Origin of the sequence: Microbacterium sp. UFMG61 (assembly GCF_015354505.1) — a bacterium.
Classification (GTDB): domain Bacteria; phylum Actinomycetota; class Actinomycetes; order Actinomycetales; family Microbacteriaceae; genus Microbacterium.
Genome location: NZ_JACAFP010000006.1, coordinates 219,373 through 238,419, shown reverse-complemented (window position 1 = coordinate 238,419; position 19,047 = coordinate 219,373). Strand labels below are relative to the sequence as shown.

Annotated in this window: 18 protein-coding genes; 9 read left to right on the top strand and 9 right to left on the bottom strand. The window is 67.3% G+C overall.

Annotated features, from left to right (window positions below; genetic code table 11):
- The first annotated feature begins 99 nt into the window (after positions 1-99).
- Together IXW21_RS09435 and dxs are read left to right on the top strand one after the other, a co-directional pair.
- Complete coding sequence (locus IXW21_RS09435) at positions 100-2,937, top strand: aconitate hydratase (RefSeq protein ID WP_323742206.1); 2,838 nt, start codon at positions 100-102, stop codon at positions 2,935-2,937.
- Between the two features lie 169 nt (positions 2,938-3,106).
- Positions 3,107-5,047, top strand: coding sequence for a 1-deoxy-D-xylulose-5-phosphate synthase (gene dxs / locus IXW21_RS09430; RefSeq protein ID WP_194763998.1), 1,941 nt, complete (start codon positions 3,107-3,109; stop codon positions 5,045-5,047).
- A gap of 4 nt (positions 5,048-5,051) precedes the next feature.
- On the opposite strand, the gene IXW21_RS09425 is transcribed toward dxs, so the two are convergent.
- The 5 genes from IXW21_RS09425 to IXW21_RS09405 all read right to left on the bottom strand — a co-directional run bounded on the left by IXW21_RS09425 (position 5,052) and on the right by IXW21_RS09405 (position 11,282).
- On the bottom strand, positions 5,052-5,747 hold the full coding sequence (locus IXW21_RS09425; protein ID WP_194763997.1) for an SPFH domain-containing protein: 696 nt from the start codon (positions 5,745-5,747) through the stop codon (positions 5,052-5,054).
- 322 nt (positions 5,748-6,069) lie between these two features.
- The gene (locus IXW21_RS09420) at positions 6,070-8,229 is read right to left on the bottom strand and encodes a 3-hydroxyacyl-CoA dehydrogenase NAD-binding domain-containing protein (protein WP_194763996.1); all 2,160 of its coding nucleotides are present in this window, start codon (positions 8,227-8,229) and stop codon (positions 6,070-6,072) included.
- Positions 8,230-8,235: 6 nt separating this feature from the next.
- A complete protein-coding gene (locus tag IXW21_RS09415; RefSeq protein WP_194763995.1) occupies positions 8,236-9,441 on the bottom strand; it encodes a thiolase family protein in 1,206 nt (401 codons plus the stop codon).
- 73 nt (positions 9,442-9,514) lie between these two features.
- A complete protein-coding gene (locus IXW21_RS09410; RefSeq protein WP_194763994.1) occupies positions 9,515-10,708 on the bottom strand; it encodes a ribonuclease D in 1,194 nt (397 codons plus the stop codon).
- Positions 10,701-11,282, bottom strand: a complete 582-nt coding sequence (locus IXW21_RS09405; protein ID WP_194763993.1) for a DUF3000 domain-containing protein — start codon at positions 11,280-11,282, stop codon at positions 10,701-10,703. Before IXW21_RS09405 ends, IXW21_RS09410 begins: the two co-directional genes overlap by 8 nt.
- A gap of 25 nt (positions 11,283-11,307) precedes the next feature.
- On the opposite strand from IXW21_RS09405, the gene IXW21_RS09400 reads away from it, so the two are divergent.
- The gene (locus tag IXW21_RS09400; RefSeq protein WP_194763992.1) at positions 11,308-12,462 is read left to right on the top strand and encodes an alpha/beta hydrolase; all 1,155 of its coding nucleotides are present in this window, start codon (positions 11,308-11,310) and stop codon (positions 12,460-12,462) included.
- Here the strand turns inward: IXW21_RS09400 and IXW21_RS09395 are convergent.
- A complete protein-coding gene (locus IXW21_RS09395) occupies positions 12,446-12,877 on the bottom strand; it encodes a SufE family protein (RefSeq protein WP_194763991.1) in 432 nt (143 codons plus the stop codon). The genes IXW21_RS09400 and IXW21_RS09395 overlap by 17 nt on opposite strands.
- Before the next feature lie 19 nt (positions 12,878-12,896).
- Positions 12,897-13,790 (bottom strand): sulfurtransferase, encoded by an 894-nt coding sequence (locus tag IXW21_RS09390; protein WP_194763990.1) that lies wholly within the window; start codon positions 13,788-13,790, stop codon positions 12,897-12,899.
- A gap of 147 nt (positions 13,791-13,937) precedes the next feature.
- Here IXW21_RS09390 and zapE point away from each other — a divergent pair, with 147 nt between their 5' ends.
- The 3 genes from zapE to IXW21_RS09375 all read left to right on the top strand — a co-directional run bounded on the left by zapE (position 13,938) and on the right by IXW21_RS09375 (position 16,930).
- Positions 13,938-14,987: a cell division protein ZapE gene (gene zapE, locus IXW21_RS09385; RefSeq protein WP_194763989.1), complete on the top strand. Its 1,050-nt coding sequence runs from the start codon at positions 13,938-13,940 to the stop codon at positions 14,985-14,987.
- Between the two features lie 114 nt (positions 14,988-15,101).
- Positions 15,102-16,340, top strand: coding sequence for an ammonium transporter (locus IXW21_RS09380; protein WP_194763988.1), 1,239 nt, complete (start codon positions 15,102-15,104; stop codon positions 16,338-16,340).
- A gap of 20 nt (positions 16,341-16,360) precedes the next feature.
- On the top strand, positions 16,361-16,930 hold the full coding sequence (locus tag IXW21_RS09375; RefSeq protein ID WP_323742205.1) for a type II toxin-antitoxin system PemK/MazF family toxin: 570 nt from the start codon (positions 16,361-16,363) through the stop codon (positions 16,928-16,930).
- Here IXW21_RS09375 and IXW21_RS09370 read toward each other — a convergent pair.
- On the bottom strand, positions 16,909-17,568 hold the full coding sequence (locus tag IXW21_RS09370) for a Pr6Pr family membrane protein (RefSeq protein ID WP_194763987.1): 660 nt from the start codon (positions 17,566-17,568) through the stop codon (positions 16,909-16,911). The two genes, IXW21_RS09375 and IXW21_RS09370, sit on opposite strands and share 22 nt — an antisense overlap.
- Before the next feature lie 96 nt (positions 17,569-17,664).
- On the opposite strand from IXW21_RS09370, the gene IXW21_RS09365 reads away from it, so the two are divergent.
- A complete protein-coding gene (locus tag IXW21_RS09365; RefSeq protein WP_194763986.1) occupies positions 17,665-18,048 on the top strand; it encodes an SPW repeat domain-containing protein in 384 nt (127 codons plus the stop codon).
- Positions 18,049-18,094: 46 nt separating this feature from the next.
- On the opposite strand, the gene IXW21_RS09360 is transcribed toward IXW21_RS09365, so the two are convergent.
- Positions 18,095-18,520, bottom strand: a complete 426-nt coding sequence (locus IXW21_RS09360; RefSeq protein ID WP_323742204.1) for a GIY-YIG nuclease family protein — start codon at positions 18,518-18,520, stop codon at positions 18,095-18,097.
- 165 nt (positions 18,521-18,685) lie between these two features.
- Between IXW21_RS09360 and IXW21_RS09355 the strand changes: the two genes are divergently transcribed.
- A complete protein-coding gene (locus IXW21_RS09355; protein WP_194763984.1) occupies positions 18,686-18,778 on the top strand; it encodes a sigma factor-like helix-turn-helix DNA-binding protein in 93 nt (30 codons plus the stop codon).
- A gap of 62 nt (positions 18,779-18,840) precedes the next feature.
- Positions 18,841-18,993 (top strand): hypothetical protein, encoded by a 153-nt coding sequence (locus IXW21_RS09350; RefSeq protein ID WP_228528338.1) that lies wholly within the window; start codon positions 18,841-18,843, stop codon positions 18,991-18,993.
- Positions 18,994-19,047: the final 54 nt, after the last annotated feature.

Below are 19,047 nucleotides of genomic sequence, written 5' to 3'. Positions count from 1 at the left end.
GAGCAGACTGGTTAGGTCTGCCTTGCTAGCCGCAGGGGCTCGCTGGCGAGCAAGATGGAGGCGCCTGTCGCTCCCATCCGAATAGAAGGAGACGGATTCGTGTCCACGGTGAACAGCTTCGGTGCCAAGAGCACCCTGACGGTCGGCAGCACCGACTACGAGATCTTCCGCATCGACACGGTGCCCGGTTTCGACAAGCTCCCGTTCAGCCTCAAGGTGCTCCTTGAGAACCTGCTTCGCACCGAGGACGGCGCGAATGTGACGAAGGCGCAGATCGAAGCACTGGGATCGTGGGATGCCGCGGCAGAGCCGAGCACCGAGATCCAGTTCACGCCGGCCCGTGTGGTCATGCAGGACTTCACCGGTGTTCCCTGCATCGTCGACCTCGCCACCATGCGCGAGGCCGTGACGGCGCTCGGCGGCGACGCGAACAAGATCAACCCGCTCTCGCCGGCGGAGATGGTGATCGACCACTCGGTGATCGCCGACCTCTTCGGATCCGAGAACGCGCTCGAGCGCAACGTCGAGATCGAGTACGAGCGCAACGGCGAGCGCTACCAGTTCCTCCGCTGGGGCCAGACGGCGTTCAGCGACTTCAAGGTCGTCCCCCCTGGAACCGGCATCGTGCACCAGGTGAACATCGAGCACCTGGCCAAGGTCATCTACGACCGCGACGTCGACGGCGTGCTGCGCGCGTACCCCGACACCTGTGTGGGCACGGACTCGCACACGACCATGGTCAACGGCCTGGGCGTGCTCGGCTGGGGCGTCGGCGGCATCGAGGCCGAGGCCGCGATGCTCGGTCAGCCCGTGTCGATGCTCATCCCGCGCGTCGTCGGCTTCAAGCTCTCGGGCGAGATCCCCGCCGGCGTCACGGCGACGGACGTCGTGCTCACCATCACCGACCTGCTGCGCCAGCACGGTGTGGTCGGCAAGTTCGTGGAGTTCTACGGCGAGGGCGTGGCATCCGTGCCGCTGGCCAACCGTGCCACGATCGGGAACATGTCGCCGGAGTTCGGTTCCACCGCCGCGATCTTCCCGATCGACGACGTCACGCTCGACTACCTGCGCCTGACCGGTCGCAGCGACGAGGCCGTCGCGCTCGTCGAGGCGTACGCCAAGGAGCAGAAGCTCTGGCACGACGCCTCTCACGAGCCCACCTTCAGCGAGTACCTCGAGCTCGACCTCGGCACCGTCGTGCCGTCGATCGCGGGCCCGAAGCGTCCGCAGGACCGCATCCTCCTCTCCGAGGCGAAGTCGCAGTTCGAGCACGACATCCTCTCGTACGCCTCGGCGTCGACCTCGGACTCCGTCGTCGACCTCGAGTCGAAGCACTCCTTCCCGGCATCCGACCCCGGTTCGGTGCCCGGCGAAGAGGAGCCGACCACGACGCGTCCGGTGCACATCAACAGCGGCGCCCCGGCCAACGCGTCCACGCCCGTTCCGGTCACCACGCCGTCGGGTGAGAAGTACATCCTCGACAACGGTGCCGTCACGCTCGCGGCGATCACGTCGTGCACCAACACCTCGAACCCGTCGGTCATGATCGCCGCAGGGCTCGTCGCCCGCAAGGCGCTCGAGAAGGGCCTCAAGCAGAAGCCGTGGGTCAAGACGACACTCGGCCCCGGCTCGAAGGTCGTCACGGACTATTACGAGAAGTCCGGACTCGACAAGGACCTCGAGGGCCTCGGCTTCTACACCGTCGGCTACGGCTGCACGATCTGCATCGGCAACTCGGGCCCCCTGATCGAAGAGGTCTCCGCGGCCATCAACGATCACGACCTCGCTGTCACGGCTGTCCTCTCGGGAAACCGCAACTTCGAGGGTCGCATCAGCCCCGACGTGAAGATGAACTACCTCGCGAGCCCGCCGCTGGTCATCGCCTATGCGCTGGCCGGGTCGATGCACTTCGACTTCGAGAACGACGCGCTCGGCAAGGGAACCGACGGCGAAGACGTCTTCCTCAAGGACATCTGGCCGACCCCGGCCGAGGTCCAGGAGCTGGTCGACTCGTCGATCTCGCGCGAGCAGTTCATCAAGCAGTACGCCACCGTCTTCGACGGCGACGAGCGCTGGCGCAGCCTCCCCACTCCGGATGACGACATCTTCCAGTGGGACGAGAACTCGACCTACGTGCGCAAGGCGCCGTACTTCGACGGCATGACGATGGAGCTCACCCCGGTGCGTGACATCGAGGGTGCGCGCGTCATGGCGACCCTGGGTGACTCCGTCACGACCGACCACATCTCGCCTGCAGGAAACATCAAGGCCGGTACGCCTGCGGCTCAGTACCTCACCGAGCACGGCGTCGACCGCAAGGACTTCAACTCCTTCGGTTCGCGTCGAGGCAACCACGAGGTCATGATCCGTGGAACGTTCGCGAACATCCGTCTCAAGAACCGGATGGTCTCGGCCGTCAACGACGGGCAGGTCGTCGAAGGCGGGTACACCCGCGACTTCACCAAGGAGGGCGGCCCGCAGTCGTACATCTACGACGCGAGCATGAACTACCAGGAGCAGGGCACCCCGCTCGTCATCTTCGGCGGCAAGGAGTACGGCTCCGGCTCATCGCGCGACTGGGCGGCCAAGGGCACGAGCCTGCTGGGCGTCAAGGCGGTCATCACCGAGAGCTTCGAGCGCATCCACCGCTCGAACCTGATCGGAATGGGCGTCGTCCCCCTGCAGTTCCCCGCCGGCGAGAGCTGGGAGTCGCTGGGTCTCGACGGCACCGAGGTCGTCTCGATCTCGGGCCTCGAAGAGCTCAACAACGGCACCACGCCGAAGACGGTCCGCGTGACCGCCACGCCGACCGTCGACTCGCCCGAGGGCAAGCAGGTCGTGGAGTTCGACGCGGTCGTCCGCATCGACACCCCCGGTGAGGCGGACTACTACCGCAACGGCGGCATCCTGCAGTACGTGCTGCGTTCGCTGGTCTGATCGCACAGCCGGAAAGGGCTCGGTTCTTCGGAACCGGGCCCTTTTCGCGTGTCAGCGCCCATGTCAAGGGGGAGTCGCTCTCCGAGCTTTCCCGGATGCCCGAGGTAGGATCGAGCAGGCGTCCGCACCGGAATCGGATGCCGCCGACGGTGCCTATGAGGAGGTGCAGATGCCCATTCTTCCGAGCATCTCAGGACCCCGTGATCTCGATGCCCTATCCGAGGACCAGCTCGTCGAACTCGCGGCGGAGATCCGCGACTTCCTCGTCGAGAACGTGTCCCGTACCGGTGGGCACCTGGGCCCGAATCTGGGCGTCGTCGAGTTGACGATCGCCCTGCACCGCGTCTTCTCGTCGCCGGACGATCCCTTCATCTTCGACACCGGCCACCAGTCGTACGTGCACAAGCTGCTCACGGGACGGCAGGACTTCTCGTCGCTGCGCCTCCGGGGCGGCCTCGCCGGATACCCCCAGCGCGCCGAGAGCCCTCACGACGTCGTCGAGTCGTCGCACGCGTCGAGTTCGCTCAGCTGGGCCGATGGAGTCTCGCGTGCGCTGACGGCGACGGGCCGAGCGGACCGACATGTGGTCGCCGTTCTGGGCGACGGTTCGCTCACGGGTGGCATGACGTGGGAAGCGCTCAACAACATCTCCGATGACAACGACCGCAACCTGGTGATCGTGGTCAACGACAACGGTCGTTCCTACGCCCCGACGATCGGCGGCATGTCCCGCTATCTCAACCGCGTTCGCACGGCTGCCGCCTACAAGGACCTGCACCACAAGTCCGATCGGCTCTTCCGCGCCTTCGGACCGGTGGGTCGAGCGGTCTTCCGCGGAGTCCGGGGCGGCACGCACGGGTTCCTCTCCCGCTTCACGAACAACGAAGCGCTGTACTCCAACCTCGACATCAAGTACCTCGGTCCCGTCGACGGGCATGACCTCCCCGCGCTGCTCGAAACCCTGGAGCTCGCGAAATCGTTCGGAGCACCGGTCATCGTGCATGCGATCACAGAGAAGGGCCGTGGGTATCAGCCGGCCCGCGATGACGAGGCGGATCAGTTCCACGCGGTCGGTCGCATCGATCCCGTGACGGGTGAGACGCTCTCCTCCGGCGGAACGGGCTGGACCGACATCTTCTCCGAAGCCCTCGTATCGGTCGGTGAGCGACGGAGCGATGTGATCGCGATGACCGCGGCCATGCTCCGCCCGACCGGCCTCGCCCCGTTCGCCGAGCGCTTCCCCGATCGCGTCTACGACGTCGGTATCGCCGAACAGCACGCCGTCGCATCTGCGGCGGGTCTCGCCTTCGGCGGCCTGCACCCGGTCGTCGCGCTGTATGCGACGTTCATGGGTCGAGCCTTCGACCAGGTGCTCATGGATGTGGCTCTGCACCGGGCCGGCGTCACCTTCGTCCTCGATCGGGCCGGTGTCACCGGTCCCGACGGCCCCAGCCACCACGGCATGTGGGACCTGGCGATGCTGCAGATCGTCCCGCACATCCGAATCGCCGCCCCGCGAGACGGAGTCCGTCTCCGCGAGGCGCTCGACGAAGCGGTCCTCGTGGAGGACGCACCCACGGTGATCCGGTTCCCCAAGGGGGATGTGGCTCCGGAGCTCCCGGCGATCGAGCGACTCCATGACGGGGTCGACGTGCTCGCCCGGGGTGAGTCGGAGGATGTGCTCCTCGTCGCCATCGGCCCCTTCGCCGCCCTCGCGATGGATGTCGCGAAGCGTCTCCGCGCCCAAGGGATCGGCGCCACGGTGATCGACCCTCGATGGGCGATCCCGGTGCAGCCGTCGATCGTGAGCATGGCCGCACGCCACCGTCTCGTGATCACGCTCGAGGACGGCATCCGCGTCGGAGGCATCGGCACGCGCGTCCGTCAGGTGCTCCGCGAGGCCGGCATCGATACCGCGGTCGATGAGCTCGGACTTCCGGACGAGTTCATCGATCATGCGACCCGCGACGAGATCCTCGTGGACGCGGGCCTCACCGCGCCGAAGATCGCGCAGGACGTCGTGTCACAGGTGCTCGGAACCCGCATCCCGGTCGCTCGGCATGCCGGCGAGACCGGAACGATCGATCTGCCCCTTCGCGAACGCAGCTGATCTCTCAGTTCAGCGCGTGCAGCGCCGCGACGGCATCGCCGCGACGCTCCGTGTCGCGAAGAGCGGACGACAGCAGGTAGCCGTCCGTCAGCGCGTCGCCGGTGACCATGACGCGCACGAGTTCGACGCCGCATGCGCGACGCACATCCTCGGCACTGGCCGCGATGATCCGCGTGTTGATCTCGTCGTTGTGAGGAAGCTCGGTGCCGTCCAGCCCTCGGATGACGTCTCGCAACGCCGCGCCGACGATGTTCGACGCTCGCTCCGTGACGTTGACCACATCGAGCTCGAACACGCGCAGATCTCGACCGGTCGGTATCGGGCGCCACTCGAATGACGCATGCACCCGGTGCTGGTGCCCGCCGGCTCCGGTCATCTCGCGGGCGGGAAGGTCGGTCGCCCGGCAGCGCACATCGATGAGTCTGTACCAGTAGAACAGCGGGAACGCCCCGTGCGATCCCGGGTCGAGCACCACGACTTCGCCGACCGCACCCCCGCGGGAAGTGGGACGGCGCTGCGGCCTGTTGCGGATGATCGGCTTTCCGTTGCGCGTGCGGATCGCCGCCCAGCCCTCATCGACGGTGACGACGAAGATCTTCAACAGCGCCGGAACCACCAGAAGAATGGTCAGAATCGCTGTGCCGGTCTTGAACAGACCCGACATTCCCTTACCGCCCAGCATCGAGAGGAGCATGTCCATGACACCACTGTGCCGGTTGCAGGCGCGCATGTGGGCGCTCTGAGGCACGAGGACTCGGGAGTTCACATGCTGTTCGGTGGACGTTCGTCGCGGCGCCGCGATGCGGATACTCGATCGTCCGTAGACGGCGTGTCGGCGACGACCCCAGGAGGTCTCAGCCGAGGTCCGACAGGATCTCGGAGATCGCGCGCTCGACGCATCGCCGCGCTCGTCGAGCGGGCGATGTCGTTCTGGCCCCGCTCCGGCGACGTCGACGGGCGTCCCGTTCAGCAGACATGACGAAGGGGGCCGCGCCGAGCGCGACCCCCTTCGATGCATCCGATCAGCGGTTCTCGATGCCGCGGATCTGCGGGGTGTGGAACTCTCCGCCGAAGGCGCGCTGCGAGGCACCCTCGCGGTCGAGGTAGGGCGAGGCCCCGCCGTCGATGAAGGGCCAGCCCGCGCCGAGGATGAGGCACAGGTCGATGTCCTCGACCTCGGGTACGACCTCCTCGTCGAGCATGAGCTTGATCTCGCTCGCGAGACCGTCCTGCACCCGCTGCAGGATGGTCTCGGCGGACGCGGGCGCCTTGCCGATGGCCGGCTTCAGCAGCTTCTCGGCCTGCTTCGTCCAGCCGGTCACCCGACCGCCCTTGTCCTTCTCGATCACGGCGTCGAGTTCCGCGAGAGCGTGGAAGTTCTCGTTCGCGTAGAAGCGATCCGGGAACGCCTGCGCCATCGTGTCCTGCACGTGGGCGGCGACCTTCCATCCGACCAGGTCGATCAGCTGGAAGGGCCCCATCGGCAGTCCGAGCGGCGCGAACGCCTTCTCGACATCCGTGATCGGGGTACCCTCGTACACCGCGCGAGCGGCCTCACCCATGACCTTGGCCAGCAGACGGTTCACCACGAAGCCCGGAGCATCTGCGGTGAGCACCGCGTTCTTGCCCAGGTTCTTCGCCACGACGAACGCGGTTGACAGTGCCGCCTCCGAGGTCGTCGGCGTCTTCACGATCTCGATCAGGGGCATCACGGCGACCGGGTTGAAGAAGTGGAAGCCGACGAGGCGCTCGGGGTGAGCGAGCTTCGCACCGATCTCCTCGACCGACAGCGACGAGGTGTTGGTCGCGAGGATCGCGTCCTCGGCGATGATCTTCTCGATCTCCCCGAACACCTGCTGCTTGACTCCGACCTCCTCGAACACGGCCTCGATGACGAAGTCGCAGTCCGCGTAGAGGCTCTTGTCGGTCGTGCCGGTGACGAGCGCACGCAGCTTGTTCGCGGAGTCTGCGTCCAGGCGGCCCTTGCCCTCGAGCTTGCCGATCTCCTCGTGGATGTAGGCCACACCCTTGTCGACGCGCGCCTGGTCGAGGTCGGTGATCAGCACCGGCACCTGCAGCTTGCGCACGAACAGCAGCGCGAACTGGCTCGCCATGAGCCCCGCCCCGATGATGCCGACCTTGGTGACCTTCTTCGCGAGAGCCTTGTCGGGGGCGCCGACGGGACGCTTGGCGCGCTTCTGCACGAGATCGAACGCGTACATGGATGCCGCGAACTGGTCGCCCGTCACGAGTTCGACGAGTGCCTCGTCCTCTCGGGCGAAGCCCTCGGCCTTGGTGCCGCTCTTCGCCTTGTCGAGCAGGTCGAGTGCGGCGTACGGTGACTTCGGCACGGTGCCGATCTTCGACTCGAGCATGCCGCGCGCCATCTTGACGGCGACCGGCCACTTGGTGAGTCGCTCGATCTTTCCTGGTTCGTTCTTGCGCTCGACCTTCTTGCCGCCGAGCACCGCGTCCGCCCAGGCGAGCGAGTTCTCGAGGTAGTTCGCCGCGGGGAAGATCGCGTCGACGATGCCCAGGTCGAACGCCTGCTGCGGCTTCAGCATCCGGTTCTGCTTCAGCGGATTCGAGATGACGACCTCGAGGGCATTTTCGATGCCGATCAGGTTCGGCAGCAGGTAGGCGCCACCCCAGCCGGGGATGATCCCGAGGAAGACCTCGGGAAGCGCGATCGCCGCGGCGGACGCGTCGACCGTGCGATAGCTGGAGTTCAGCGCGATCTCGAGGCCGCCGCCGAGTGCGAGCCCGTTCACGAACGCGAACGAGGGGACGTCGAGCTCGCCGAACTTGCCGAGCACCTTGTGGCCGAGCTGCGCGATCAGGCGGGCGTTGTCACGCGAGCCGACCTTGCTGATGTCGGAGAGGTCGGCGCCTGCGGCCAGGATGTACTGCTTGCCGGTGATGCCGACCGCCTGGATCTCGCCGGCGGCGGCGCGGGCGGCGAGGCCGTCGAGCGTCTCGCCGAGAGCGGTGAGCGTCGCCGGGCCCAGGGTGTTCGGCCGAGTGTGGTCGCGTCCGTTGTCGAGGGTGATCAGCGCGAGCACCTTGCCCGACGCGAGACGGATGTCGCGCACGGGCGAGTGCGTGATCACCTCGCCGGCGGTAAGGGCCTGGATGGGGGAGAAGTCGACGTTCGCGTACTGTTCGGAAATCGAGTGTGCCATCGGCGCTTACTTCCTCTTCTTGCCGTCGAAGTGCGGGTTCTCCCAGATGACGGAGCCGCCCTGGCCGAGACCGACGCACATGGCCGTCAGGCCGTAGCGCACGTCGGGACGCTCGGCGAACTGCGCCGCGAGCTGGATCATGAGACGCACACCGGATGCCGCGAGCGGGTGTCCGAGTGCGATCGCCCCGCCCCACTGGTTGACACGGGGGTCGTCGTCTGCGATACCGAAGTGGTCGAGCAGCGAGATGACCTGGATCGCGAACGCTTCGTTCAGCTCGAACAGGCCGATGTCGGCGATCGTCAGGCCGGCCTTCTTCAGCGCCTTCTCGGTCGAGGGGATCGGGCCGATGCCCATGATTTCGGGCTGCACGCCGGCGAACGCGAAGGACACCATGCGCATCTTCGGGGCGAGTCCGAACTCCTTCACCGCCCCGCCTCCGGCGAGCAGCGACATCGTCGCGCCGTCGGTGAGCGGCGACGAGGTGCCGGCGGTCACGCGTCCGTGCGGACGGAACGGCGTCTTGAGCGCCGCGAGGTCCTCCATCGTCGTCTGGGGGCGGCGGCCCTCATCCTCGGTGGCGAGGCCCCAGGCGCCGTCTGCGTTCTTGGTCGCGACGGGCACGAGATCGGGCTGGATCTTGCCGGCGTCGTATGCGGCCTGCACCTTGTGCTGGCTGAGCATGCCGAACCGGTCGGAGCGCTCCTTGGTGAGGTGCGGGAAGCGATCGAAGATGCGCTCCGCCGTGACGCCCATGTTCAGAGCACCCGGGTCGACCATCCTCTCCGCGACGAAACGCGGGTTGGGGTCTGCATTGCCGCCGATCGGGTGGTGACCCATGTGCTCGACGCCGCCGGCGAGGGCGAAGTCGTACATGCCCACACCGATGGACGCGCCCATGGTCGTGACGCTGGTCATCGCTCCGGCGCACATGCGCTCGACGGCGAGGCCGGGCACGGTCTGCGGGAGTCCGGCGAGGATGGCCACCGAGCGTCCCAGGGTCAGGCCCTGGTCGCCCGTCTGACTCGTCGCCGCGATCGCGACATCGTCGATGCGGTCGGCAGGCACGGCCGCGTTCCGCTCCATCAGGCCGATGGTCGCCTTCACGGCGAGGTCATCTGCGCGGGTGTTCCAGTACATGCCCTTTTCGCCGGCGCGCCCGAAGGGGGTGCGCACTCCATCGACGAAGAAGACGTCCGAGATCTCGGCCACTCTGCCTCCAAGTTTGTGCGGTGGCCTCAGTCTATGGAGGCCCCGAAACGGGGAGGAATCGGTTGGATCGAACCTACGAAGCGGGCGCGGACGCCTCGTCCACGGGTTGCGCTGCTTCTACAAAGGCAGCCGCGATCTTCTGTGCAGTCTGTGCAATCTGCCACGGGCGTGCGCCGAGCGCGGCGAGGGCTGAGGCGATGGCCTCCGGTGTGGTGCCCGGGACATCCCAGGCGATGCGTCGGAGGTAGTCGGGGGTGAGGAGGTTCTCGGTCGGCATGCCGAGTTCCTCGGCGGTCGCCTCGACGAGCGGCCTCGCGGCCTTCAGCCGGGCGTCGGCCTCGGGGTTGCGATCGGACCATGCGCGGGGAGGCGGCAGCGTGTCGCTGGGCACGCGCTCGCGGGGGAGCTCTTCGGTGGTACGGCCGTCGACCATGGCCTGCCACCATCGGTCGAGTTGCGTGCGGCTGGCCCGGCCCTGGAACTCCTTGACGCCTGCGAGGGCCTGCTTGCTCTGCGGGTTGGCCAGCACGGCGGCGACGAGCGAGCGGTCGGGCACCAGGCGTCCAGGCGAGACGTCCTGCTCCTGCGCGAACGACTCCCGGGCCTGCCAGAGCGCGCGGGCGACAGCGAGATTGCGTGCCCCGCGCACCTGGTGCAGCCCGCTCAGACGGCGCCAGGGATCCTCACGAGGAGGCTTGGGCAGCCGGGTGAGCGTCGCGGCGAACTCCTCGGCGGCGTACTCGGTCTTGCCCTGCGCTTCGAGCTCGAGGGTCAGGGCCTCGTACACGTCGATGAGGTGGAGCACGTCGAGAGCGGCGTACTCGAGCCACGCCGCAGGCAGAGGTCGCGTCGACCAGTCGGCGGCCGAGTGCTCCTTCTTGAGCGTGATTCCCAGGGTGCTCTCGACCACGGCGGCGAGTCCGACGCGCTCGTGTCCCAGAAGACGTGAGGCCAGTTCGGTGTCGAAGATCGACGGCGGCAGCAGGTCGAGCTCGCGGAGCGAGGGCAGGTCCTGGCTGGCGGCATGGAAGATCCACGGCACGTCGCCGATGGCGGCCTGAAGAGGGCTGAAGTCGCCCAGCGCCGGCGGATCGAACAGGAAGACGCCGGCATCGCGCCGGAAGACCTGGACCAGGTACGCCCGCTGGGAGTAGCGGAATCCGGATGCCCGCTCGACGTCGACGGCCACCGGGCCGGTCCCTGCGGCCAGCGTGGCGCATGCCGCTTGGAACTCCGAGACGTCGGAGATCACGGAGTATTCAGTCACGTGCTGCCTTTCGCGCGCCGATCACGGCGATGCCCTCGGAACCCGGCGGAAGACCCGCCAGCATTCCCACCAGTTCGGCCCATGCCTCGACGTGAGGTCGGAAGGGGCCTGCAGGCGTCCAGGACGCCCTCAATTCTATCTGCGCTCCGTCGCCTTCGTCCGCGAGGCCTCCGAAGCCCTTCGAGAGTGTCTTCGTCGAGGTGCCGGATTCGGCGTGATAGAGAGCGCCACGGGAGTCGAGCGCATCGACGAGCCAGGACCAGGTGACGTCGGCCAGGAGCGGGTCCGTACCGATCTCGGTCTCCAGAGGAGCCTGGGTGAAGATCACGACTCGCCAGGCCCCGCCCCAGGCCGAGGGCGCATCCGGGTCGTGCAGCAGCACGAAGCGTCCGGTGCCGTAGACGGACTCACCGGAGTCGTCTGGGCGGACGTCGGCGGCCAACGCCACGGCGTAGGGCGCGAGGCCCTGGGGGGTCGAGATCTCCCGCACCGTGAGGTCGGCGCGGAACGCTGTGTCTCGGAGTTCGGCCACAGCGGCGTCGAAGATCGTCCCGGCATCGGGGTGTGCGGTCACGGCAACAGGCTAGAGTCAGGAAGCGATGAAGAGTCTCAGGCACGCCGTTGCGCTCCTTGTCCCCGGATTGTTCGCCCTCGGTGGCGCGATGACGCTGCTGGTGCTCAGCATCGCCCGGCGGGTGGTGCTGCCGGCCACGCGTCCCGCCGATGTCGAGATCCTCTCGGTCGACACGGGCGCTCAGACGATCGAGCTCACGCGCACTCCCGATACCGAGCTTCCCGGTCGCTACGGTCTGTTCACGACGGGTACTCACGGTTACGTGAAGCTCGGTGCCGTGCTCGGCGCGGATGCCGCCACGGTGCGGCGCAAGCTGCTCACGCAGATCGAGCCGGGTGCGCGGGTCGATCGCGCCGCCGCCTTCAGCGGTTGGTACTACTCGTCGCCGAGCGAGCTGCACCTGCGCTGGGAGAACGTCCTGGTCGGCTCACCGGCAGGCCCGTGTCCCGCGTGGTTCTTCCCTGCGGACTCCAAGACCTGGGTCATCCAGGTCCACGGGCGCGGCGTGACCCGCGCGGAGTGCTTGCGCGCAGTACCCGTACTGCATGCGGCCGGATTCCCGAACCTCGTCATCTCCTACCGGAACGACGGTGAGGCGCCGCGCAGTCGGAGCGGCGCGTACGCTCTCGGGGCAGCGGAGTGGCGCGACGTCGACGCGGCGATCTCCTACGCGGTGCGACGCGGCGCGGAGCGGGTGGTGCTCATGGGCTGGTCCATGGGCGGGGCCGTCGCACTGCAGACTGCGCTCAACTCGGGGAACCGCTCTCGGGTCGCAGGGCTCATCCTCGAGTCGCCGGTCGTCGATTGGCGCGGCGTGCTGCGATTCCAGGCGAAGAAGGCCGGTATGAGGGCGCCGCTCCCCGATCTCGCGATGAGTGCTCTCTCGGTGCCTCTGACGGCGCGCCTCAGCGGTGCGGACGAGGCGATCTCGTTCGACCGGCTCGACATCGTCGCGCGAGCCGAGGAGCTCGACCTGCCGATCCTCATCCTGCACAGCGATGACGACGGCTTCGTGCCCGCCGACGCATCGCATGCCCTGCAGCGCGCGCGCCCCGACATCGTCACGATGCCCCGGTTCTCGGTCGCCCGCCACACCAAGCTGTGGAACTACGACCAGATGGGGTGGAGCGCGGCGATCACCGACTGGCTCCGTGACCAGGGGCTCAGCGCTTCTGTCTGACCTGTTTCTTGGCGCGCATGAGCATTCCGGTCATGCCGCCGATGCGCAGCGGTGAGACCGCTTTCGTGAGGCCGATGGACTGCGGATAGTCGTCGGGGATCGCGAGGACCTCGTCGGAGGTGAGGCCCGTGATGCCCTGCACCAGGATGCTGGCGAAGCCGCGCGTGGTCGGCGCCTCGGGCGGGGCTGTGGCGTGCATGGTGACGATGTCGTCGATCACCTCGACGTAGATGTAGACGGGCGACTGGCACTCGGCGACGCGCTCGCACATCTCCGGATGGTTCGCGACCTCGTCGGAGACCTCGGGAAGCTCATCCGAGTACTCCAGCAGCAACAGCAGTCGATCGGCCTCAGGGGTCTCGAGGAAGCCGTCGCGGATGTCGGCGAGAATGTCAGGGAGTTCGCTGGTGCTCATCCCTGACATTCTCACACGGTCAGAGGGTTCCCGGCTCTGCGCCCGTGACGATCGGAACGCGCACGGCGCTGCCCCACTCGGTCCACGACCCGTCGTAGTTACGGACGTTCTCGAAGCCGAGCAGGTGCTTGAGCACGAACCAGGTGTGGCTGGAACGCTCACCGATGCGGCAGTAGGCCACGACCTCGTCGCCGTCGGCCAGGCCGGCACCGTCGCGATAGATGGCGTCGAGCTCGGCACGGGACTTGAATCCGCCGTCTTCAGCGACCGCCTTGGCCCACGGGACGCTCTGCGCGGTCGGGATGTGCCCCGCCCGCAGCGTTCCCTCCTCGGGGTACGCGGGTGCCGTGGTGCGCTCACCGCTGTACTCCTCGGGAGAGCGCACGTCGATCAGCGGGCTGCCGATGTGCGCGAGCACGTCTTCCTTGTACGCGCGGATGACGGAGTCGTCTCGTTCGACGACCGGGTACTCGGTCGGGGTGATCTCAGGCGCGTCCCGGGTGATCTCTCGCTTTTCGGCGATCCAGCGATCGCGACCGCCGTCGAGCAGGCGCACGTCCTCGTGGCCGAAGAGGGAGAAGACCCACAGCGCGTAGGCCGCCCACCAGTTGTTCTTGTCGCCGTAGATGACGACGGTGTCGTCGCGGGATATGCCCTTGCGGCTCAGAAGCGCCGCGAAACCCTCACCGTCGACGTAGTCGCGAACGACCGGGTCGTTGAGCTCGGTGTGCCAGTCGACCTTCACCGCGCCCGGGATGTGGCCGGTCTCGTAGAGCAGCACGTCCTCGTCGGACTCGACCACGACCAGCCCCGGCTGACCGAGGCGCTCGGCGAGCCAGTCGGTGGTGACGAGACGGCCGGGTTCGGCGTACTCGGCGAACTTGGGTGACGACGTGTCGAACTCGATGGCCACAGGGATCTCCTCAGACTGTGAGCGGCGGTGCTGCCGGGTGCGGACGGCGTAGTGTTGATCCGTCACTTCGACGATAGATCCACGCCGAGCGCTCTGCACCCGATTCGTAAGACTTCGACACAGCTGCGCCCCCGATACAGGACCGTGATGACCGACACGCCCACCCGCACGGGCATCGTGCACCTCACCGATCGCCAGCCGACCGTCACCGGTCCCGAGATGCTCGCCAGCCTCGTGCCGCCGCCGCAGTTCGACGGTGCCACGTTCGAGAGCTATCGGGCGGACGATGCGTACCCCTCGCAGGACGAGGCCAAGGAGACGCTGATCCGCTTCGCGGGCCGAAGTGCTCCGGCCAAGCGGGGCGGCTTCTTCAGCCGTGCGAAGAAGGAGCCGGAACTCAAGCCCGGCGTCTATCTCGACGGTGGGTTCGGTGTCGGCAAGACCCACCTGCTCGCGTCGATCTATCACGCGATGCCGGCGCGAAGGAAGTACTTCGGATCGTTCATCGAGTACACGGCGCTCGTCGGCGCGCTCGGCTACAAGAACACCGTCGATCTGCTCAAGGGGGCAGACCTGCTCTGCATCGACGAGTTCGAACTCGACGACCCGGGCGACACGATGGTGATGACGCGCCTGATCGGCGAACTCGTGCCGACGGGCACCAAGCTCGCGGCCACCTCGAACACGCCTCCCAACGCCCTGGGCGAAGGGCGCTTCGCCGCCCAGGACTTCCTTCGTGAGATCCACGCGATGTCGGACAGCTTCCAGACCATCCGCATCGACGGCGTCGACTTCCGACAGCGCGCACTCGACGGGCACGCAGTGGTGAGCGATGAGGCCACGTACGCCGAAGCCATCGCCGCCGGCGCCGCCGAGGGAACAGCATCCGATGACTCCTTCGCCGACGTGATCCGCCACCTCGCACGGGTGCATCCGTCGCGCTACCTCCGTGTGATCACCGGACTCGACCTCGTCGGACTTCGGGACGTGCACGTGCTCACCGATCAGTCGGAGGCACTGCGCTTCGTGGCCTTCGTCGACCGGGTCTATGACGCGCAGATCCCGATCGTCGCGACGGGTGTGAGTCTCGACCAGGTCTTCGCCGAGGAGATGCTCGGCGGGGGATATCGCAAGAAGTACCTGCGCGCCATCTCCCGACTCAATGCACTCACACACGCGGATCGCAGCATCGCGTAACGCGATGTTCACACAGGAGCCGCGTCTGTAACGCCCAGGCAACAAACTTCACGCATTCCGGAAATCGGGCCTCGTCACACTGAAGCTCTCAGTTCCCGAATGTGAGGTTTGACTATGGATGCTCCAGGCAACATCTCCTGGGCGATCACCGCGACCGCCCTCGTACTGCTCATGACGCCCGGCGTCGCCTTCTTCTACGGCGGCCTCGTGAAGGCCAAGAGCGTCGTCAGCATGATGATGATGAGCTTCGGTTCGATCGGACTCGTGGCGGTGCTCTGGATCCTCTTCGGATTCTCGATGAGCGCTGTCGACAGCCCCACCGCCTTTGCAGGCAACCCCTTCGCCGACATCGGCCTCTCCTCCCTCGCCGAGGGCGAGGGATCCAACGTGGCACTCCTGGGAGTCGCCTACGGTGCCACCTTCGCGATCATCACGGTCGCGCTGATCTCCGGTGCGATCGCCGACCGTGCGAAGTTCGGCAGCTGGCTGATCTTCGCCGGCGTGTTCGCGACCGTCGGCTACTTCCCGGTCGCCGCCTGGGTCTGGGGTGGTGGCTGGATCATGAACCTCGGCACCACTCTCTTCGGCGAGGACAGCGGGATCGGCGTGATCGACTACGCCGGTGGAACGGCAGTGCACATCAACGCCGGTGCGGCGGCACTGGCCCTCGCGCTGGTCCTCGGAAAGCGGATCGGATTCCAGAAGGGAATCCTGAAGCCGCACAACGTGCCGCTCACGCTTCTCGGTGCTGCGCTGCTCTGGTTCGGATGGTTCGGCTTCAACGCCGGAGCCGAGTGGCTCGCGGAGGACATGGGCGGGGTCGGCCTCATCGGGCTCAACACCCTCGGCGCCACCGCGGCCGCGATCCTCGGATGGATCCTCATCGAGAAGATCAAGGACGGCAAGCCCACCTCGGTCGGCGCCGCCTCGGGTGCCGTCGCGGGTCTCGTCGCCATCACCCCCGCCTGCGCCAACCTGACCCCCGGCTGGTCGCTGCTGCTCGGCGCCATCGCCGGTATCGTCTGTGCACTCGCGGTCGAGATGAAGTTCCGCCTCGGCTTCGACGACTCGCTCGACGTCGTCGGCATCCACCTCGTCGGTGGCCTGATCGGAACCTTCTACCTCGGCTTCTTCGCCACCGGCACCGGCCTGTTCGTGGGTGGGGACGCTCGCCAGCTCGCCGTGCAGGCGATCGCCGCCCTCGGAGTGCTGATCTACTCCTTCGTGGTCGCCTTCATCATCGGCTTCGCGATCGAGAAGACGATCGGCTTCCGCGTCACCAACGAGGACGAGATCGCCGGTGTCGACCAGGTCGTGCACGGCGAGGAGGGCTACGCACTCGCCGACGCATGACATGCGGTTAGGGTGACCGTGTGGCAAAGAGCAACGGCATCCTGACAAGACTCGTGGAGATCCTTCTCACAACACTGGGATCTGACCGGGCGTCTCGGACCTCACCAGGTGCGAGGCGCCCGGACGCGCGTCTGCGCACCTCCGAGGAGGTGCGCTCGTCGCCGTCGGCGACGGGGAGAGGCACCACGACGGAGCGCATCGACCCCGAGCGCATCACCAGGCTCCGTATCGACTACGCTCCCGCGCGTGACGGCGCCCCCGACGCGGGCGAGATCGTGTGGACCTGGGTTCCCTACGAAGAGGGCGACGGACGCGGCAAGGACAGGCCCGTGCTGGTGATCGGGCGGCAGTCCGCGGACCGGGTGTACGCGGTGCGGATGACGAGCAAGCCGCACGACCGGGATCGTGATTACCTGTCGATCGGATCCGGTGCCTGGGACTCACAGGGACGCGAGTCCTGGGTCGACATCGAGCAGCTCTACAGCGTGCACGAGGCGGGACTGCGACGCGAGGCCGCTGTCCTCGACCGTTCCCGCTACGGCCGCGTCGCGGCGGCTCTCGTCGGCCGCTACGGCTGGGCGACCGCCTGAGAGCCAGCGGACTCCGGAAACCGACGCGCGACCCGCACTCTGCTGAGGCCCCACACGAGGGTTGCCGAGGCAAGCAGGGTCGCCAGCAGCGCCACGACGGTGATCGCCAGCATGAGCGTGCCTCTCTCCGGGAGAAGGAACCCGTAGGGCACCCATCCGTCCGTCCGTCCCCGGAACAGGACGACGACGAGCCAGAGCAGGGGATAGGTCAGCACCGCCCAGAGGCTCCTCCAGGGCTGGGGTCCGCGATCGGGGACGAACGCCCAGTCGATCAGGAGGAGCAGCGGCAGCGCCACGTGCAGGATCGTGCTGACCCATGCGGGCGCGCTGCCCGTGCCGGGAACGATGAGGTTGTAGACGAGCGCCACGACGATCATGGATGCGACGGACACCGCACGCGAGGTGACGAGCCACGCAGGCACGCGCCGTCGACGCAGCGCGAGCGTCCCGACGGTCATCATCACGATGGCGGTGAGCAGACTGGTGAGGTTCGTGAAGTACCCGAAGTAGTCGAAGAGGCTCGCCCCCTGGCGCGGGATGCCGATGACGTACGTGTAGAGCAGAATGCCGGTCACCGATGCTCCGACGACGACTCGCACCGTGGAGACGGTGCGGGATGGCGGGGGCGTCGACGTCATCGCTCCAGCGTACGAGGGAGCACTCGGCAATCCGTTTCGGCGAGCGCTGCGAACCATCTGTGAGTCGCAGGATGCGACGACACCACAGGAGGAATCATGCGTTTCATCCCCACCAAAGTCCACGGAATCCTCGACTACGTCGTCGGAGTCGCATTGATCGCTGCTCCGTGGCTGTTCGGCTTCGCGAGCGTCGGCGGCCCTGCTGTCATCATCCCGATCGTGCTCGGCGTCGGACTCATCGTGTACAGCCTGTTCACCAAGTACGAATGGGGCCCCTTCGGGTTCATCCCGATGCCCGTCCACCTGGTCTTCGACATCGTCGCGAGCCTGTTCCTGGCACTGTCGCCCTGGATCTTCGGCTTCTCGACCGAGGCGCCGAACGTGTGGGTGCCGCACGTCGTCGTGGGTGTCGCCGTCATCGTCGTCGTGCTGTTCTCGCAGCCGCAGCCCGCGAAGGTCAAGGCCACGGCACGCGCCTGACGACAAGACCCTGAGGCCCCGCACGGTATCGGTCCCGTGCGGGGCCTCAGTTCTGCAGTGCGGCACACACCCATCGTGAATAGAGCTGCCAGGGATTCCCCGCGGCGCGGACGTCGTCGATATGCGCGGACAGTCGGGGAGAGAGGGTGAACCATTCGCCCCCCTCGCGGATCTCGGCGAACTCCCGATGCCTCGCCTGCTCGATGTCGCGGCCACCCCGCTCGAACGCGAGGAGTTCGTGATGACGGATGCTGGCAAGACGCTGACGCGGCCTCCGGCTCGTTCCGATCTTGACCCGTCGGTCGTAGCGGATGTAGTAGACGACCTCGATCACCGGGCGCGGCAGATCAGGGTCAGGAGAGTCCCCGTAGCGCCATCCGCACCAGGCGCACACCAGTGCGGATCCGGCGCGTTCGCCGTCCGCGCGACCGCACAGGACGCAGCGGCCGGGAAGCGGGAGGCTCGTGTTCACCGTCGGCACGGTACCGGGAGCCTCCGACGTCGGGATCATCGCGTGCGGTCGCGACCCGCGGTGCGCCGATCGACGCCGCTAGCATGAGGCGGAGTGTCCGTATCGATGAGGGGGCCCGAGTGAATCTCCACGCCGCAGCGATCGCGTCCGAGCGTCGTGGACGGGATGACGGCGCAGGAGATCGGGCGGCAGCTCGGCATCACGCCCGCTGCCGCTCGTCAGCGCATCTCCCGCGCGCGCCGAGCGCTTCGCGGGTGAGTGCGCACCTCAGTGCACAGGAGCCGTTCCGTCACATCTGTTCCTCGCGTACGTCCTTCTTGATGGGCCGTGTCGCGGTCGCGGACTGGACGATCGAGGGCACCGGCCCTGACGGCTCCGAGGTCATGCTGAGCGGCAGCACCGCCGATGTCGCGGTCCACGACGTCGAGCACGGGTGGCGCTACGCCATCGACAACCCCTTCGGCACGGCTTGAGCATCGCCCCGGCGGCGGACGAGGCGGTTCGCCCGATCCGCCGCCGGCACGCGC

Bases quoted from the DNA above. Each gene is read 5' to 3' on its own strand.
- IXW21_RS09380 (WP_194763988.1), top strand. From the start codon at position 15,102: ATGGATGCTCCAGGCAACATCTCCTGGGCGATCACCGCGACCGCCCTC.
- IXW21_RS09370 (WP_194763987.1), bottom strand. From the start codon at position 17,568: ATGACGTCGACGCCCCCGCCATCCCGCACCGTCTCCACGGTGCGAGTC.
- IXW21_RS09365 (WP_194763986.1), top strand. From the start codon at position 17,665: ATGCGTTTCATCCCCACCAAAGTCCACGGAATCCTCGACTACGTCGTC.
- IXW21_RS09425 (WP_194763997.1), bottom strand. From the start codon at position 5,747: ATGGACATGCTCCTCTCGATGCTGGGCGGTAAGGGAATGTCGGGTCTG.
- IXW21_RS09420 (WP_194763996.1), bottom strand. From the start codon at position 8,229: ATGGCACACTCGATTTCCGAACAGTACGCGAACGTCGACTTCTCCCCC.
- IXW21_RS09400 (WP_194763992.1), top strand. From the start codon at position 11,308: ATGAAGAGTCTCAGGCACGCCGTTGCGCTCCTTGTCCCCGGATTGTTC.
- IXW21_RS09355 (WP_194763984.1), top strand. From the start codon at position 18,686: ATGACGGCGCAGGAGATCGGGCGGCAGCTCGGCATCACGCCCGCTGCC.
- IXW21_RS09395 (WP_194763991.1), bottom strand. From the start codon at position 12,877: ATGAGCACCAGCGAACTCCCTGACATTCTCGCCGACATCCGCGACGGC.
- zapE (WP_194763989.1), top strand. From the start codon at position 13,938: ATGACCGACACGCCCACCCGCACGGGCATCGTGCACCTCACCGATCGC.
- IXW21_RS09350 (WP_228528338.1), top strand. From the start codon at position 18,841: ATGGGCCGTGTCGCGGTCGCGGACTGGACGATCGAGGGCACCGGCCCT.
- dxs (WP_194763998.1), top strand. From the start codon at position 3,107: ATGCCCATTCTTCCGAGCATCTCAGGACCCCGTGATCTCGATGCCCTA.